This is a genomic window from Anaerococcus tetradius ATCC 35098, assembly GCF_000159095.1.
Classification (GTDB): domain Bacteria; phylum Bacillota; class Clostridia; order Tissierellales; family Peptoniphilaceae; genus Anaerococcus; species Anaerococcus tetradius.
Window position 1 is genome coordinate 123,478 of the sequence record NZ_GG666300.1, and the last position, 16,822, is coordinate 140,299.

The window sequence follows — 16,822 nt, forward strand, 5'->3', positions numbered from 1 at the left end:
ATGCATCTTTTAATAGAAAATGATACAAGTGAAAAGATAGAAATGGATGCCGACCTCGAAAAAACCATAAGAGAAGTACTAAAGACAGAAGGCTTGGAGGATAATTATGAAGTCTCTATTACTTTTGTTGATAGGGAGGAAATCCAAAGGCTTAACAAGGAATTTAGGAATATAGATAGGCAAACTGACGTCCTATCCTTCCCCCTAGATGATGATATGAACTTGCCTGGTGAGGATATCATGCTTGGTGATATTGTAATCTGTATGGATGTAGCCAAGGATCAGGCTAGGGAGTTTGGCCATTCTCTAAGGCGAGAGATAATGTATCTTACTTGTCATTCAACCCTACATCTTCTAGGCTATGACCACATGGAAGAAGACGATAAGAGGAAGATGAGGGCTCGTGAGAAGGAAATCATGAGAAATCTTAGGGTTTTTAAGGATGATAATCATGAAAACTTCGATCATGCTGACAAGAAGGATTATGAATTAGCCAAGGCAGAAGAAGGAGGCGACTTTAGCAAAATCAAAGATGAGCTAAAGGAAGAAATCAAGGAAGAACTTAGGCTTGAGCAAAGATATGCTAATGTCGAATATGGCAAGATTTATACTAAGGAGAATCTAAGCCATGGGCAAAAATTCCTAAAGGGCTTTGATTATGCCTATGAGGGTCTAGTTTTTGCTATCAATCACGAAAAAAACATGAAATTTCATTTCCTAACCTGCGCCATAGTTCTTGTGGCTAGTCTTTTTTTTAATTTATCAAGAATTGAGATGATGTTTCTAGTTTTTTCTATATCAAGTGTTATAGCCCTTGAGCTAGTCAATACTGCCCTAGAAAATGCTGTCGATATTGCTGCTGATGGTAGGTGGCTAAGCCTTGCCAAGTCTGCCAAGGATGTTTCTGCGGCAGCAACCTTTATAGCAGCCCTCAATGCAATTTTTGTGGGCTATATGATATTTTTTGATAAGTTTCTCAATTTCTACGATTCAGTTATCCTAAGGATAGCCAGAAGACCGAGCCACTTGGCCTTGATTTCTATTTCCCTTATTATAATCTTGACTATATTTTTTAAGGGAGTTTTTTATGAGGGACATGGAACAGCCTTTAGGGGTGGTTTTGTTAGTGGCCACACATCGGTAGCTTTTGGCCTTGGAACTATTGGTTTTTTGCTAGTAGATGATCCAATGCTTATGATAATTTTGGCAGGTCTTGCCTTAATAGTTGCAGAAAGCAGGTATGAGGCAGACATTCATTCGGCCAAGGAAATTATTAGGGGAGCGATACTAGGAGTTAGTATAGCTCTTGCGATTTTTGGGATATTTTCATGAAAAATTTAGAAGAATTAATACAAAGGGCTATAGACAATAAGGAAAATTCCTATTCTCCTTATTCTAATTTTAGGGTGTCGGCCCTAGTTCTAACAAAGACTGGCAAGATTTACGAGGGAATTAATATAGAAAACGCCTCTTATTCTGCAACTCTTTGTGCGGAAAGGTCGGCTCTTGCCGCAGCTATTTCTGCAGGTGAAAGAAAGTTTGATACAATTATTATAACAGGAGATAGCGAGGATACTTTCCCTTGTGGAGTGTGTAGGCAATTTATGGCTGAGTTTTTTGATGATGATACTAAGCTTGTCATAGCCAATTCTGTAAGCGATTATAAGATTTATACTATGGACGATCTTTTACCCCATAGTTTTAGCAAAAAGGATTTAGAATGATAAAATCAGGTTTCGTTTCTGTTGTAGGCAGGGCCAATGTTGGCAAATCTACTCTTATGGAAAAAATCCTAGGAGAGAAGATTTCTATAATATCCAACAAGGCACAGACTACCAGGGATAAGATACAAATTATATATAATGATGAGGAAAGTCAAATAATATTTCTCGATACTCCAGGCATCCAAACTCCTAGAAACAAGCTTCAAGAAAAGCTTCTGACTTTTTCTGAGGAAAGCCTAAAGGAGTCGGATATAGTAACAATGATTGTGGATGATTCTTTGGAAATTGGAAGGATAGACACAGAAATCCTAGCTATGCTAGATAAGATAAAGCTTCCTAAGATTTTACTAATCAACAAGACCGACCTACTAGCTAAGGATAAGATTGAAAAGATTAGGGCGAATTTTAGGGCCTATGACTTCGATAGAATCTTGGAGATTTCTGCCCTAGAAGGAAAAAATGTCGATATTTATATAAAGACTGTCAAGGATATGCTTGATTTTGGGCCAGCCTACTATGATAGGGATATGATAACTGATAGGAGTGAGAGGTTTATTGTTTCTGAGATAATTAGGGAAAAGGCCCTAAGAAATCTTTCGGAAGAAGTCCCTCATGGAGTCGCCGTTAGGATTGATGATTTCAAAGAAAGGCCTGATAAGAATTTGATAGATATAAGGGCTACTATAGTCATTGAGAAAGTTAGCCATAAGGAAATTGTCATAGGTAAAAAGGGATCTATGATTAAGAAAATCGGCATGGATGCTAGAAGTGAGATAGAAAAGTTCCTTGACAGTAAGGTCAACCTCCAATTGTGGGTTAAGGTTGAAAAGGACTGGAGAAAGAAAGAAAAGCTGGTGGATCGCTTTGGCTACAAGTGATCTAAGCGATATTACAGGCTTTATCCTAAGAGAATTTCCCTATCATGAAACTAGTAAGATTGTCGAAGTTTTTACCGATAAGCTCGGCAAGGTATCAATACTCGCCAGGGGAGTTTATCGCAAAAACTCTGACAAGCTTTCTTTGACAGGAAGATTTATGAAGGTAAACTTATCCTTGTACAAGTCGGGCAAGGACTTTTATGGGATAAGGGAAGGAGAGGTCTTAGAAAATTATAAGAAATCACAGAAGAATTTCGATGTGATTTTGTATAAATCGGCTATCTGTGATTTTTTGCTAAAGACTATGGATGAAACACAAATTGATACGGTCTTTAAGCTCTTAGATACTAGTTTTAGAGCCTTTGAAGAAGCCGAGAAAAACTATATTAATATTTTCCTCGCCTTTATGATTAAATACATATCATTTTCAGGGCTAAAGCCTAACTTTTCTACTTGCGGTATATGCGGTAAAATTATAGATAATGGGAATAATTTTTTCTCCATCGAAGAGGCTTCGGTTATATGCGAAGACGATAAGAAAAAAGCCTTGGATAGGATATTTCTTTCTTATGATGAGTTTTTGTATTTCTATAAACTTCTTTATAGCAGATCCGATGAGCTAGCTAATCTTAGCCCAAGCGAAAATTATGAGAAAGTTGCCAGATTAATAATAGATTATTGCTTAAAAAAGCTTGATCTTAGAAGTTTTCCTTCTATGGATTGGGTCTATAAGAAATTAAGCGAAAGGAATTAGAATGTACTTTGAAGATTTAATAATGAAAATGGAAGAGTTTTGGATGAAACAGGGTTGTTCTGTTATGCTTCCTTACGATACCGAAAAGGGAGCAGGAACTATGAACCCTCACACATTTTTGCGTGCCCTAGGTCCTGAACCATGGAAAGTATGCTATGTTGAGCCTTCTAGAAGACCTGCCGATGGTAGGTATGGACAAAATCCTAACAGGCTCTACCAACACCACCAAATGCAGATACTCTTAAAACCAACACCAGATAATATCCAAGAGCTCTACCTTCAATGCCTAGAGTCAATAGGAATTAATCCTAGGGAACATGACATTAGATTCGTAGAAGACAACTGGGAAAGCCCAACCCTCGGAGCTTGGGGACTAGGTTGGGAAGTGTGGCTAGATGGGATGGAAATCACACAATTTACCTATTTCCAACAAGTAGGTGGTATTAACTGTGAGATTGAAAGTGGGGAGATAACCATAGGCCTTGAGAGAATCTTTATGTATCTTGAAGATGTGGATAATGTATTTGATATCAAGTGGTCTAAGGATTTGACTTATAGGGATATTTTCTATCTTCCAGAATATGAAAATTCTAAGTATTCTTTCGAAGATGCTGACAATGAAGTCCTAGAAGAATTGTTTAACATCTACGAGAAAGAGGCCAACAGGCTAATCGACTTGGGCCTTTGCATACCAGCCTATGACAATGTGTTAAAGACAAGCCACACCTTCAACACCCTAGATGCCAAGGGAGCTATTTCTGTTTCAGAAAGAAGCCACTACATCAAAAGAGTTAGGGATGTATCAAGCAAGGTAGCACATAAGTTTATTGAGAAAAGAGAAGAGCTCGGCTACCCTCTTCTAAGAAAGGATAATGATGAGTAATTACTTATTAGAAATCGGAGTAGAAGAGATACCTTCTGATTATGTCAAAAATACCAAGAAACAATTAGAAGATAAGTTTAAAAAACTTATAGAAGAAAACAAGTTGACTTGCGAAGAAGTCCTCGTGGAATCAACACCAAGAAGATTTGCTATTTTTCTAAATAATGTAAATGCTGATACTGAAGAAAAAACTATATCTGTAAAGGGCCCTAGCGTAAAAATCGCCTATGACGAGGGCGGTCAAGCCAACAAGCCCCTCCTAGGTTTCCTAAAGGGTCAAGGAGCAGACATAGCTGATGTAGTAATAAGAGAATTTAAGGGTGAAGACTATATTTTCATAGAAAAAAAAGAAAAGTCTAAGTCAGTAGCAGAAGTCTTAAAGGAAAATGTCTATGATTTAGTTAAGTCTATATCCTTCCCAAGGTCTATGAGATGGGCTGGCAAGTCAATCAGATGGGCAAGACCAATAAGATGGTTCGTCTCCCTCCTAGATGATGAAGTTCTAACTTTTGATGCTGAAGGAATAAAAGTATCTAATATCAGCAAGGGCCACAGAAGCCTTGGTTCAGCTGAAATTGTCATAGACAAGATAGAAAATTACGAAAAACTCTTAAAGGAAAATTATGTCATTCTAAGATACAAGGATAGAAAAGATATAATCCTCAAGGGTCTTAATAGATTAGCAAGTGAGGTAGGGGGAGAATATATGAAAGATGAATCCCTCCTCGATGAAGTTATCAATATAGTAGAATATCCGACAGTCCTTATCGGAGATATTGACAAGAAGTACCTAGAACTTCCTAAGGAAGTTGTAACAACTCCTATGAAAGACCATCAAAGATACTTCCCAGTCCTTGACGAAAACAAGAATCTTCTTCCATACTTCTTGGTTGTAAGAAATGGGGATGAAGAATTTAAGGAAAATGTCATTGAAGGTAACAAGAAAGTCTTGGTTGCAAGACTTGAAGATGCCAAATTCTTCTATGAATTGGATATCAAAAAACCTCTTGATTCTTATGTTGATGAGCTTAATAGCCTAACCTTCTTTGAGGGCTTGGGCAATATGAAACTAAAAACCGACAGACTTACTGACCTTACAGAAAGATACAGACAAGCCCTAGCTATCGGTGAAGATATGACCCATCCGATAGGAAGAGCAGCTTACCTTGCCAAGGCAGACCTTGTAACAAAGATGGTAGTAGAATTTACCGAGCTACAAGGAACTATGGGTAGGATTTATGCAAAAAAGTCTGGAGAAGAAGAAAGAATAGCCACAGCCATAGAAGAAGCCTATATGCCAAGATCAGCTGGAGATAATCTACCAAAAACTATAACTGGTATAATTCTATCCATAGCCGATAAGATGGATACTATAGTTGGCCTTTATGCTATAGAAAAATATGTAACAGGTAGCCAAGATCCATTCGGTCTAAGAAGGGCCTGCCTAGGAATTATAAATATTTTCCTAGCAAACTCCATAGATATTGACCTAAAAAGACTTGTAAATGACGCACTTTTGGTATATACAGAAAAAAACGAACTAGCCTTTGACTATGATACAGCTATGGCCAAGGTTCTAGACTTCTTTAGGGATAGGCTCAAAAACAAATTGATAGATGATGGCTACAATTATGACACAGTAAATGCTGTAATGAATGTTAGTGAGCTTAATATACTAAGAATCGCTAAGAAGGTGGCAAGTCTTGATAAGTTCTTAGAAGATAACGAAGATCAAATATCTTACTTCACAAGAATTGTAAACCTATCCAAAGACCTTGATGATGATAATATAAGAGAAGATCTCCTAGAAAACGACCTAGAAAGGTCATTCTACGAAGTGCTTATATCTCTCGGAGATTTTGTTGCTGTTGCCGAAACTGATTATCTAGCCGAACTAGAAAAGATTAAAGAAACTAGCCAAATAGGAAATGAATATCTTGATAAGACAATGATAAATGTTGACAATGAACAATTGAAAAACAACAGGATAGCCATGATCAACATTCTAGCTAAGCGTATTAAGCAAATTTTTGATGTGAAAGAGATTGTAAGGTAAGAGATGAAGGAACTAAAGGTAATTCTTGTCAGCGATTCGACAGGAGAAACAGCTCAAAATTATATAAAATCTGTTACAAGCCAATTTCCAGACTTGAAGGTCAACCTAATAAGAAAGCCTAGCATAATCTCGACAAAAGAGATAGATGAAGTCATGGAAGAAGCGGATAAAAGCACAATTGTAGTTCAAACTATTGCTGACAAGGACCTATCCAATCACCTTAGAGAAGTTGCCAAGAAAAGGAACATGGAGGTCTTAGACATCCTAAATTACGGTATCAGAAAAGTAGAAGAAGCCACTGGCCTTAAAGCCATAAGGCAAGTCGGCCTAACTAGGACCCTATCTAAGGACTACTTCGATATGATAGAAGCCATAGAGTTTGCTATCAAATACGATGATGGTAAGGACCCAAGGGGATTTCCTCTATCAGATATAGTCCTAGTCGGCGTATCAAGAACCAGCAAAACTCCTACTACCATGATTCTTGCAACCAAAAACTTCAAGGTATCAAACCTACCTCTTGTGCCTGAAATAAGGCTACCCCAAGAGATATTCGAAGTAGACCCAGAAAGGATCATAGGCCTTGTCATAGACCCAGACAAGCTATCTAACATAAGAGAAGTAAGAAGCAAGTCCCTGGGTATAGTAGGCGAATCAATATATTACGATGACAAGAGGATAAGAAAAGAACTAGAATACGCTAGGGAAGTCTACAAAGACCTTGACTGCAAGGTCATAGATGTAACAGAAAACACAATCGAGCAAACAGCAACAGACATCGTTCAATACTATTTCGAGAAATTTCCCGAAGAGCACAAAGACCACGTTCAATATTAAACAAGCTTAAGGAGCAAGTATGAAAAAAGACAAAATAATTGTACTAAACTTCGGCGGCCAATACGACCAACTCATAGTAAGAAGAGTAAGAGAAATGGGCGTATACGCTGAACTATTTGACTGCGAGAGCAAAGTCGAAGACTTAAATCTTGACGGAGTAGCAGGAATCATCCTAACAGGTGGCCCACAATCAGTAAATGACGAAAATTCCCTAAAGGCAGATGACAAAATATTTGACCTAGGCCTTCCAATACTAGGAATCTGCTATGGCTTACAATACATCAACCACCACTTTGGCGGAGAAGTAGAAACTCCAAAAAATGGTGAATATGGAAAAACCCCACTCTTTGTAGATCAAAAGAGCGAACTATTCCAAGAAGTTCCTCAAGAATCTGTAATTTGGATGAACCACAGAGATAGGATTAACAAAATCGCCGATGGTTTCAAAAAAATAGCCTGGACCCTAAACGCTCCTGTAGCTGGAATCGAAAACAAGGAAAAGAAAATCTATGCAGTTCAATTCCACCCAGAAGTAGTTCACTCAGAATATGGCCGTCTCATGCTAGAAAACTTCGTTAAAAACATAGCCCAAGCAGAACAAACTTGGAAAATGGAAGACTTTGCCAAGGAAAAAATAGCCGAAATAAAAGAAAAATACGCAAATGAAAAGATGATATGCGGACTATCAGGTGGAGTTGACTCAACAGTAGCCGCAACCATTGTATCCAAGGCTATAGGAGATAATCTACAATGTATCTTCGTAGACCATGGTCTACTTAGAAAAGACGAAGGCAAAACAGTAATGGAAACCTACGCAAAACTAGGTCTAAATGTAAAAATGGTAGACAAATCAGAAGAATTCCTAGACCTACTAAAGGGCGTAGAAGAACCAGAAGAAAAAAGAAAAATCATAGGCAACCACTTCGTAGAAGTCTTCGAAGAAGAAGCCAAAAAAATAGGTGGAGCCAAATACCTAGTCCAAGGAACAATCTATCCAGACGTAATAGAATCAGGCAAGGATAAGGCAAGTGTTATAAAAAGCCACCACAACGTAGGAGGCCTTCCAGAAGACATGGACTTCACAGGCTTAGTAGAACCCCTAAGAGAACTTTTCAAAGACGAAGTAAGAGCAGTAGGAGAAGCAATAGGAGTACCACACGATATGGTATGGCGTCAACCATTCCCAGGACCAGGCCTTGCCATAAGAGTAATAGGTGAAATCACCAAAGAAAAACTAGACATAGTAAGAGAAACAGATGCCATCCTAAGAGAAGAAGTAGAAAACTTCGGCCTAAAAGAAGACATCTGGCAATACTTCACAGTATGGACACCAATAAAAACGGTAGGAGTAAAAGGAGACGCTAGAGTCTACGACAACGTAATAGCAGTAAGAGCCGTAACAAGCACTGACGCAATGACAGTAGAAGCAGCCGACCTCCCATACGACCTCCTCCAAACCCTATCCAACAGAATGATAAACGAAGTAAACGGAGTAGGAAGAATAGTCTACGACATAACCAGCAAACCACCAGGAACAATTGAATGGGAATAGTCCCAACATCTATGGGTGACCGATGCATTTGCATCGGTCATTTTCGAGACGAAGCAAAGCTGAGTCCGAAAAACTAAGCGAGAAAACTCAGGAGAGTTTTCGAGAGGAAAGTGATATGAAAAACTGTAACTGGGATTAAAATGGGAACATTTGTTAAAAAGAATAAATTGAATAATAGTTCCAAGTGGTTTACATTTGGACAAAAAATTAGATCATAACTTAAGTGTTATGGTCTTTTTTATTTGATAGGTTGTACAATTAAAAGCGACATCTAGTATAAAATAAATTTAAAAAATCAACTAAAAATATACTCAACATATGAAGAAAAAGAAATTTATATTATAGACCTAGAACAATTTAGAGATTTACAATGGTCACTTTCAAATGCAACAAATAATATAAACCAGACCGTAAAAGCAACTAATACAACGGGAGTCATTTATAAGAAAGATATAGATTATATGAGAGAAAAAATAGAGAAAATATCCAAGGAGTTGTGGGATGTGCATTCACTATTATTAAGGAGGGAATGAAAAAATGTAGAAATTATGATAATATTTAAACTTCTAGTTCAATAATTAAAGTTTTATAATACTACGATATGCTCTATTTCTATAGGAGTGTATAGATATTTAAAAGCAAAAAATGTATCAACCTTTACCCTTATGTCAGGATTTAGGTTGATACACAAAATTATTTACAGCCCCAGTTAAATATAGACAATCAAGATTAACTAGTAATTATCATTTAATCTTAAATTAGTGCGTTCGATTTTAAATTGTACAAATAAGTGTTGACAATCCAAGGTGTAAAAGTTCGAGGCAAGTTGACCCGATGTGTAGAGGGGCAATAAATTGAAAGTTATTTATTATCAATCTCAAAATTTTTTTTTAGCATTTCCAGACTTTGATAAACGATTTCATATTGTTCATCTGTCCATTCTGATGTCAACTTCTGATTAAATTCTTTTAATGCTCTACTTAAAGGTTCATATTTTAATCGTCCTCTTTCTGTAAGATGTATTTTTTTGTTTCTTTTATCTTTAGGGTCTGTTTCTCGTGTGATATATCCTTTTTGCTCTAATGATTTAACCATTCGAGCCGTACCAGCCTTATCTACTTTCACAAGCTTTGTTAATTCATCCTGAGTCAATCCATCCTGTTTTGTAAGTGCCATGTAATAAGGCTCTTCTCCGACACTTATGTCAAATGGAACAACTACATTTTTTAATTCTTGCTGAATACATCTCGATAAATAAGTTATAAGTTTTCCGATACTTTTCTCCACTTTATGCCTCTTTTCTTCTTAAAACTTTGTCCAATATCACATTCCAAAAAATACTCGAAAAATATCCTAATACAACATTAATAGGAAATGAGGAAAAATATATTTTCCAGAAATTCTCATCATATCCATTCATTCTTAACAATCCGCTTACAGACATAATTGTAGTAAAATATATCGCTGGAATTATTGATGAAAGAACTAAAAAAACAATATATGATTTTCCAGTATATAGTTTCTCTGTTACTTTTGCACCTATAAGTCCAGCCGGAAAAATCAAAGATGCTATACTTGCAACTATAGATTGCAATAACATCATTAAAAGTATAGACGGAAAAACAATTTTTCCAGTATTCATCTGAGACATAATGCAACTCATTGTACTCCCCATCAATATAGGGAAAATATAACGTTTATATTTCATTACTCTTACATCACTTTTCATAATAAGTGAAGTATACCACAAATTAGTTGATGCGTCAACTAATTTGTTTTTAAGTTTATATCTCTTAAAATAATATTTTAGTGGTGAATTTCGTAGTAAATACTGTTTCTATAAATTTTTCCTTTCAAAGGGTAGCTGGCGGCAGCCAGTGCAGGGGAAGCGTAGTGTCCTCTTTTTGATTTGGAACAGACCATGACTGCGGAAAATCACAGCCCTCTGGCGAGGAGCCTTCGGAGAACACAATGCACCAACCTCTGGGTGGTGTATAATTACGCCCTTAGTAAACTAAGGGATTTCAGACTTCTCCCGTTAAAGCTGTTTTTTCAATAGTTCCTGCGTGTCCTGCCTGTGAAAAATGAGTTTCAACAACAGCATGACATCATCATCATCTGTCAGGCGATCTGGTATGGATACAATAAATTGTGCTATTTATTGTATGCATACCAATTAAGCGAGAAAACCAGAATGGTTTTCGAGAGGAAAGTTGTAAAAAATGGCTACTGGTACTCAAATGGTACTGGGAGTAAAAAAAATAATTAAAATAATAGTTCCAAGTGGTTTACATTTGGACAAAAATTAGACCGTAGTTTCAAGCTACGGTCTTTTGAGTACATATTTTTATTTTAAAAATCTTGATTTTTTAGGGTAAGATAGCTTCCAATCTTCAAACTCTTCGTCTGTTATTTCATCATTGTAATGCTTTTTTCTCATCTCATTCCATTCTATAAGAAAATTATTGAAGTCTACATCATTTGATAAAAGCCCTGTGATTTCTCCATCGCCTGCTAAGGGTCTAAACTTCATGTCTTTTTCATAATCAAAAATTATATGCATTATTTCAAAAATAGAATTAGGTTCATGATCGATTAATGCTGATATATCACAATCAAGTGCTTCGGATATTTTTTGTAATTGTTCTTTACTTGGAGATCTATTTCCAAGCTCGTAATTTCTTATAGCAGCATCTGTCAAACCAGACTTAATGGCAAGTTCTTTTTGAGTTAAGTTTCTCATAAGTCTTAACTTTTTTAATTTTTCTCCAGAAATCAAACTAACTCCTCCTTATTTCACGATAACTATAAATATTTTATCACAAAACGAACAAAAGCTCAACAAAACTGTTCTGTTGTAAATATTTGTAAGTATCTGAATATTTTAGAAAAAAATAAATAGAAAAAACTTGACAGAACAAATATGAACTGTTATTATATATACATACCGTTCAATATTGAACGGAAATTGTAAGACATATAAATTAATGCTCGCCCTTTTGAGGATGTAGAACCTTACAAACTATAAAAGGAGGACATTATGAAAGGTATTTTTATGAATGCAAAAGATGTACAAGAATTTCTTGATGTAAGTAGGACAACAGCATATCAGATAATAAACGATATGAATCAAGATCTACTTAAATTAGGTTATCGTGTGCAAAGAGGAAAGGTAAATAGAGAATACTTTATGGAAAAGTATTGCTATAAACCAACAAATGCAAAGGAGGTTTAAATTGCCAGCATTTAGAGATGAAAGCGGGAACAAGACTTGGTTTTGTAAATTTAATTACACCAACTGGAGAGGAGAAAAATTAACTAAGAAAAAACGTGGATTTTTAACAAAAAAAGAAGCATTAAAATGGGAAAAAGAATTTTTAAATCAACATTCTGAATCAATTGAGATGAGCTTTAGGGAGTTTTTTGAACTTTACAAGAGGGATAGAAAACCAAGAATAAGAGAAAATACTTGGAGGACAAAAGAAGCAATTGTAAATCAAAAAATACTTCCCTATATTGGTGATTTAATGCTTAATGAGATTAATAATGTAACCATCATTCAATGGCAAAATGAGCTTATGAAGATTAAGGATAATAATGGAAAAAAATATTCTCCTACTTATTTGAGAACTATTCATGCTCAGTTATCTAGCATCTTAAATCATGCCTGTAGGTACTACAATTTAAAAACTAATGTTGCTCGTGATGTTGGATCTATGGGAGAAAAAGAAGCTGATGAAATGCTATTTTGGACTCAAGATGAATATGAAAGATTTATAGAAGCTATTAAAGATAAACCTGAATCTTTTTATGCTTTTGAACTTTTATATTGGTGTGGTCTTAGAATGGGAGAATTATTAGCCTTAACAAAAGAAAAATTTGATTTTAAAAAGCATACATTAAAAATTGATGAATCTTTACAAAGGATTGATGGGAAAAATGTAATAACTGCTCCTAAGACTAAAAAAAGCATAAGGACAATAGTTATGCCTGAATTTTTAACTGATGAGATTAAAGAATATATAGACAGTTTTTATAAGATAAAACCAAAAGACTTAATATTTAATTTTTCTAAGAGCTACCTCCACCATGAAATGGATAGGGGATCTAAGAAATCTCAAGTAAAAAGAATTAGAATACATGATTTAAGGCATTCTCACGTTTCTCTCTTGATTGAACTTGGATTTTCTGCAACTGCAATAGCTGATAGGGTTGGACATGAATCGATTGACATCACCTATAGATATGCTCATCTTTTCCCTAGCAAGCAAAAAGAAATGGCTCTGTCTTTAACTCAAGTAAGAAATAATAAGGCAAATGACTGGAAAGATTTATTAGAAGAGGACGAGAAAGATGTTTAGAAGACATTCATTAGATGAAATTTCTATAAAAACGAGAAATAAAGACAAAAATAGAAAAAGAAATCGCATTTTAAATTTTAGAGTATCTGAGGAAGAATATAATCTAATAAACAAAAAAATTGCAATAAGCGGACTAAAAAAACAAGATTATTTTCTACAAATGCTATTAAATCATGAAGTTAAGTTAGTAAGTGATTACAGACTTTCTGATAATATAGCCAAGGAGATATTTCAACTAGCAAAAGTTATTAAAAAGTTCGGCAAACTAAATGACGATGAAGCTGATATTTTAATCTATATTTTAGAAATATATGAAGAAATCAAAAAAGAAAAAAGCCCCTACTACAAAGAGTAAAGGCATACACTCCTGTGAGAAGTGTTCTCTAGACAAGTTCATTTTACCACAGGAGTCTTATTTATACCAGACAGGAGGATAAAATGGAAAAAACATATAAAACTATAAAGAGATTAGATGGTTGTAAAAAGAAAAGGAGTAAGGCTTATGACAGATATTAAATTAAAATTCCCAGAAATAGATCAGACTTACGCCTTTTTAGACCTACAAACTACAGATAAGGGGATGGTTAGACAAATTACTGGTAATATTGTAACTGCTATTCTAAATCCCAAATATTGTCAAAATCAAAAAATCATTGATGGACAAATATTCTTTGATAAATTTACCAATGAAATAAAATTCCAGGGGAAAATTATCGGAGAAAGAAATATAAAGGAAAATCAAATACGACTTTGGGATGATTCTTTAAATAATAGACTAGGCTTAGAGATAGAAAAACACTTTGGAATTAATTATAATGCCAATAAAATGTGGGAAGCTATTCGTTTTGTAGCTCACCAATATGAAGTGAGCCCGCCAAAGCAATATCTTCAAAATTTAAAATGGAATGGAGATAAAAATACCATTAGAAAACTTTTACCAAGGTATTTGGGAGCGGATGATACAGAACTTAACAATTGGATAATGGAACATATGATATTGGGTATGATAAAAAGAATTTTCAATCCAGGATCTAAGTTTGATGAGATGATTGTTTTAGTTGGTGGACAAGGTATAGGCAAATCGACTTTTGCAAGATACCTGTCCATAACAGACGATTGGTTTTGCACAATAGAAAACATTCAAGGCAAGGATGCTATCATGAACCTTATGGGTAAAACTGTTGTTGAAATCGAAGAATTCGTTGCTTTAAGAAATGCAAAATCGGCTAATGAAGCTAAATCTTTTTTATCAAAATTAAGCGATAGGATAAGGATACCCTACGAAAAATATGCAACAGACGTGCCAAGAACTTGCATCTTTATAGGGACATTAAACGAAAGAACTTTTCTTAATGATCATACTGGAGAAAGAAGATATTTACCTGTTGAATGTAAGCCAAATCAAAGAGTAAGAACTATATATCCAGATAAAAATAATAAAGAAAAACTTTCAGACAAAGAATATATATCTAGTATAAGAGAAGATTTTAATCAGGCTCTAGCCTTAGGATATGAAATCTTTAAAAACAAGACTCACGCATGGACTATACCAAAAAATCTTTTAAAAGACTTGTATAAGGAACAAGAAAAATTCAAATATCTAAACCCAGATGTGGAAGACATTAGGTATTTCTTGGAAGAATATAAGCCGAAAAGCGCAGATCCAAATATAACTTGTTTCAAAGAACTAACCATGCAAGGCTACCAAATAAAATCAAAATCTTTTTCAGAGATTATGGATAATTATTTCCAAGACTGGATTCCAATTAGGTCATCAAAGACCAAAAGAATATCACCAAGCGGAGTCTCAATTCCAGTAAAACTATATTATGAAAAGAAAATAGAAAACAAAAATGACTTTATAGAAGTTGACAAGAATTTATTGCCAGAAGAATGGAAAAAAGAAAATCAATTAGAAATAGATACTGCAAATCAAGTAAAGATATAAATGTAACTTTGTAACCTGTAACCAATCGTTATAAATCTTCTTAAATTAGGATTACATAAATTAATGGCTTGATAATAAGGAGTTGTCATAGACTCTTAAAACAAGCTCGCCTAATTTTGGAAGTTTTTATTTTGTAAGTTACAGTTACACTTATTAATTCCTATTTGAAAAAATATTAAAAAATAAATTTTAGACTTGTTAATAATAGCAAGCACAGTAAGTGAGTACCCACTTACGAAAAAATCAAAAAATCAATAGCTTATAAGGCTATATAATTTTACGATTTTTACCTTGTTAGGGAGAACCCTAAGACCCCAAAAGATATGAGCAAAGGAGAAAAATATGGATAATAGAACAAGAAAGAACCAACTTAAAATATATTTAACAGATGAAGAAAAAGAAGTTTTTGAAAAGAAAATGAAACTTGCAAATTGTAAAACAATGTCCCACTTTCTTAGAAAATGTGTGTTGGAAAAAGAAATTTATATTGTAGACCTAGAACCATTTAGGAATCTCCAATGGCTACTTTCAAATGTAACAAATAACATAAACCAGATCGCAAAGGCAACTAATACAAGTGGTGTTATTTACAAGAAAGATATAGATTATATGAGAGAAAAAATAGAAAAATTGGCAAAAGAAATATGGCAGATCCATTCCCTTTTATTAAACAGAACTAAATAGAATTACTCGCCTAAAATATCTTAGACCTGTAAGAAGTTTTAAAAATATGATATAATATAATTAATTGAAATGCCGATTTTTAAAATTACAAGGGAGAGAAATTTATGCAAAACTATGGGAAAATTATTTTTAAAATAGACCAAGTTTTAGAAGAAAAAAATATAAGCAAAAACAAATTAGAAAAGGAAGCAAATCTTCAAAGAACGCAACTTAATTCTTATTGCAATAATAAAGTTAAAAGGATAGATTTAGAAACTATTGCGAAGATTTGTTTTGTTTTAGATTGTAAGCTTGAAGATATTATGAAGTATGAGAGGTAGGTTGAGATGAGTAGAGAACTAAGCAAATTAAATTATGACTTTATAAACGATTATTTTTTAGATGAAGATCACATAGATGTTAGTAAGGAAGTTAACCTAGTCCTATCTATTGCAAACTCATTAAGGGGAGCTTATGAGGCAGAAAGATATAAGGATGTAATTATTCCTATGGTTATCATTCGAAGATTCGAGTGTGCTCTAGAAGAAACTAAAGATAAAGTAGTTGAATTATATAAAAAGGATCCGAAGAAACCTGCAATATTTTATGAAAGGGAATCAGGCTATCCTTTTTATAATACGAGTGAATTTAATTTGAAGAATCTTTTGAATGACAGCGATAATATTGCTTCAAATTTTGAAAATTATGTTAATGGATTTTCAGGAAATGTAAAAGGAATCCTCTCTAACTTAGATATATATAATCAAATTAAAAAACTTGATAAGTCCAACAGACTATATATTATCATCAAGAAATTCTCAGAAGTAGATTTAGATCCAAGAACAATTGATAACCATAAGATGGGATACCTTTTCGAAGATATTATTCGTAGATACTCAGAAAACGTTGAGGCGGGTGATCACTATACACCTAGAGAAGTTATTCGACTTTTAGTTGATGTTTTACTTGCCGAAGGCTGTGATGATTTATTAACTGGTGATGGTAAAGTTTGTACAGTTTTGGATGCTGCTTGTGGGTTTCGTGTCATAATAGTGATAGAGGCAAATAGTTATGTAAATATAAGGAGTTCAAGACTTCTACCAAAGTTTAAAACTCAAAAAATAAATAGTTGGTGTGCTGCTTAGAGTATCCATTTTAACAATGGG

General features: G+C 34.4%; 19 protein-coding genes. 16 read left to right on the top strand and 3 right to left on the bottom strand.

Annotation, left to right across the window (positions count from 1 at the left end):
- The 9 genes from ybeY (at position 1) to HMPREF0077_RS11005 (ending at position 9,217) form a co-directional block, all read left to right on the top strand.
- Positions 1-1,332, top strand: a complete 1,332-nt coding sequence (gene ybeY, locus HMPREF0077_RS10505) for an rRNA maturation RNase YbeY (protein WP_004837498.1) — start codon at positions 1-3, stop codon at positions 1,330-1,332.
- A complete protein-coding gene (gene cdd / locus HMPREF0077_RS07965; RefSeq protein ID WP_004837499.1) occupies positions 1,329-1,724 on the top strand; it encodes a cytidine deaminase in 396 nt (131 codons plus the stop codon). Before ybeY ends, cdd begins: the two co-directional genes overlap by 4 nt.
- Positions 1,721-2,602: a GTPase Era gene (gene era, locus HMPREF0077_RS07970; protein ID WP_004837500.1), complete on the top strand. Its 882-nt coding sequence runs from the start codon at positions 1,721-1,723 to the stop codon at positions 2,600-2,602. The genes cdd and era overlap by 4 nt, the downstream gene beginning before the upstream one ends.
- Complete coding sequence (gene recO, locus HMPREF0077_RS07975; RefSeq protein ID WP_004837501.1) at positions 2,589-3,356, top strand: DNA repair protein RecO; 768 nt, start codon at positions 2,589-2,591, stop codon at positions 3,354-3,356. The genes era and recO overlap by 14 nt, the downstream gene beginning before the upstream one ends.
- A gap of 1 nt (position 3,357) precedes the next feature.
- Positions 3,358-4,239, top strand: a complete 882-nt coding sequence (gene glyQ / locus HMPREF0077_RS07980; RefSeq protein ID WP_004837502.1) for a glycine--tRNA ligase subunit alpha — start codon at positions 3,358-3,360, stop codon at positions 4,237-4,239.
- On the top strand, positions 4,229-6,295 hold the full coding sequence (gene glyS, locus HMPREF0077_RS07985) for a glycine--tRNA ligase subunit beta (protein WP_004837503.1): 2,067 nt from the start codon (positions 4,229-4,231) through the stop codon (positions 6,293-6,295). Before glyQ ends, glyS begins: the two co-directional genes overlap by 11 nt.
- A 3-nt stretch (positions 6,296-6,298) precedes the next feature.
- On the top strand, positions 6,299-7,132 hold the full coding sequence (locus HMPREF0077_RS07990; protein ID WP_004837504.1) for a pyruvate, water dikinase regulatory protein: 834 nt from the start codon (positions 6,299-6,301) through the stop codon (positions 7,130-7,132).
- Positions 7,133-7,151: 19 nt separating this feature from the next.
- Positions 7,152-8,684 carry a glutamine-hydrolyzing GMP synthase gene (guaA, locus tag HMPREF0077_RS07995; protein ID WP_004837505.1) on the top strand — a complete coding sequence of 511 codons (1,533 nt, stop codon included), beginning with the start codon at positions 7,152-7,154 and terminating at the stop codon, positions 8,682-8,684.
- A gap of 281 nt (positions 8,685-8,965) precedes the next feature.
- Positions 8,966-9,217: a mobilization protein gene (locus tag HMPREF0077_RS11005; protein ID WP_072071454.1), complete on the top strand. Its 252-nt coding sequence runs from the start codon at positions 8,966-8,968 to the stop codon at positions 9,215-9,217.
- 328 nt (positions 9,218-9,545) lie between these two features.
- Here HMPREF0077_RS11005 and HMPREF0077_RS08000 read toward each other — a convergent pair whose 3' ends face one another.
- The 3 genes from HMPREF0077_RS08000 to HMPREF0077_RS08010 all read right to left on the bottom strand — a co-directional run bounded on the left by HMPREF0077_RS08000 (position 9,546) and on the right by HMPREF0077_RS08010 (position 11,463).
- Complete coding sequence (locus HMPREF0077_RS08000) at positions 9,546-9,971, bottom strand: MarR family winged helix-turn-helix transcriptional regulator (RefSeq protein ID WP_004837506.1); 426 nt, start codon at positions 9,969-9,971, stop codon at positions 9,546-9,548.
- A gap of 1 nt (position 9,972) precedes the next feature.
- Positions 9,973-10,347 carry a hypothetical protein gene (locus HMPREF0077_RS08005; protein ID WP_040349622.1) on the bottom strand — a complete coding sequence of 125 codons (375 nt, stop codon included), beginning with the start codon at positions 10,345-10,347 and terminating at the stop codon, positions 9,973-9,975.
- 684 nt (positions 10,348-11,031) lie between these two features.
- Positions 11,032-11,463, bottom strand: a complete 432-nt coding sequence (locus tag HMPREF0077_RS08010; protein ID WP_004837508.1) for a helix-turn-helix domain-containing protein — start codon at positions 11,461-11,463, stop codon at positions 11,032-11,034.
- 261 nt (positions 11,464-11,724) lie between these two features.
- Here HMPREF0077_RS08010 and HMPREF0077_RS08015 point away from each other — a divergent pair, with 261 nt between their 5' ends.
- The 7 genes from HMPREF0077_RS08015 to HMPREF0077_RS08045 all read left to right on the top strand — a co-directional run bounded on the left by HMPREF0077_RS08015 (position 11,725) and on the right by HMPREF0077_RS08045 (position 16,801).
- Complete coding sequence (locus HMPREF0077_RS08015) at positions 11,725-11,919, top strand: hypothetical protein (protein WP_002839721.1); 195 nt, start codon at positions 11,725-11,727, stop codon at positions 11,917-11,919.
- Positions 11,903-13,045, top strand: a complete 1,143-nt coding sequence (locus HMPREF0077_RS08020; protein WP_004837509.1) for a site-specific integrase — start codon at positions 11,903-11,905, stop codon at positions 13,043-13,045. Before HMPREF0077_RS08015 ends, HMPREF0077_RS08020 begins: the two co-directional genes overlap by 17 nt.
- Positions 13,038-13,400, top strand: coding sequence for a plasmid mobilization protein (locus HMPREF0077_RS08025; RefSeq protein ID WP_004837510.1), 363 nt, complete (start codon positions 13,038-13,040; stop codon positions 13,398-13,400). The genes HMPREF0077_RS08020 and HMPREF0077_RS08025 overlap by 8 nt, the downstream gene beginning before the upstream one ends.
- A 117-nt stretch (positions 13,401-13,517) precedes the next feature.
- Positions 13,518-14,993 (top strand): VapE domain-containing protein, encoded by a 1,476-nt coding sequence (locus tag HMPREF0077_RS08030; RefSeq protein WP_004837511.1) that lies wholly within the window; start codon positions 13,518-13,520, stop codon positions 14,991-14,993.
- Between the two features lie 342 nt (positions 14,994-15,335).
- Positions 15,336-15,677: a plasmid mobilization protein gene (locus HMPREF0077_RS08035; RefSeq protein WP_004837512.1), complete on the top strand. Its 342-nt coding sequence runs from the start codon at positions 15,336-15,338 to the stop codon at positions 15,675-15,677.
- Positions 15,678-15,781: 104 nt separating this feature from the next.
- Positions 15,782-15,997, top strand: coding sequence for a helix-turn-helix domain-containing protein (locus tag HMPREF0077_RS08040; protein WP_004837513.1), 216 nt, complete (start codon positions 15,782-15,784; stop codon positions 15,995-15,997).
- Between the two features lie 6 nt (positions 15,998-16,003).
- The gene (locus tag HMPREF0077_RS08045; RefSeq protein ID WP_004837514.1) at positions 16,004-16,801 is read left to right on the top strand and encodes a type I restriction-modification system subunit M N-terminal domain-containing protein; all 798 of its coding nucleotides are present in this window, start codon (positions 16,004-16,006) and stop codon (positions 16,799-16,801) included.
- Positions 16,802-16,822 lie beyond the last annotated feature (21 nt).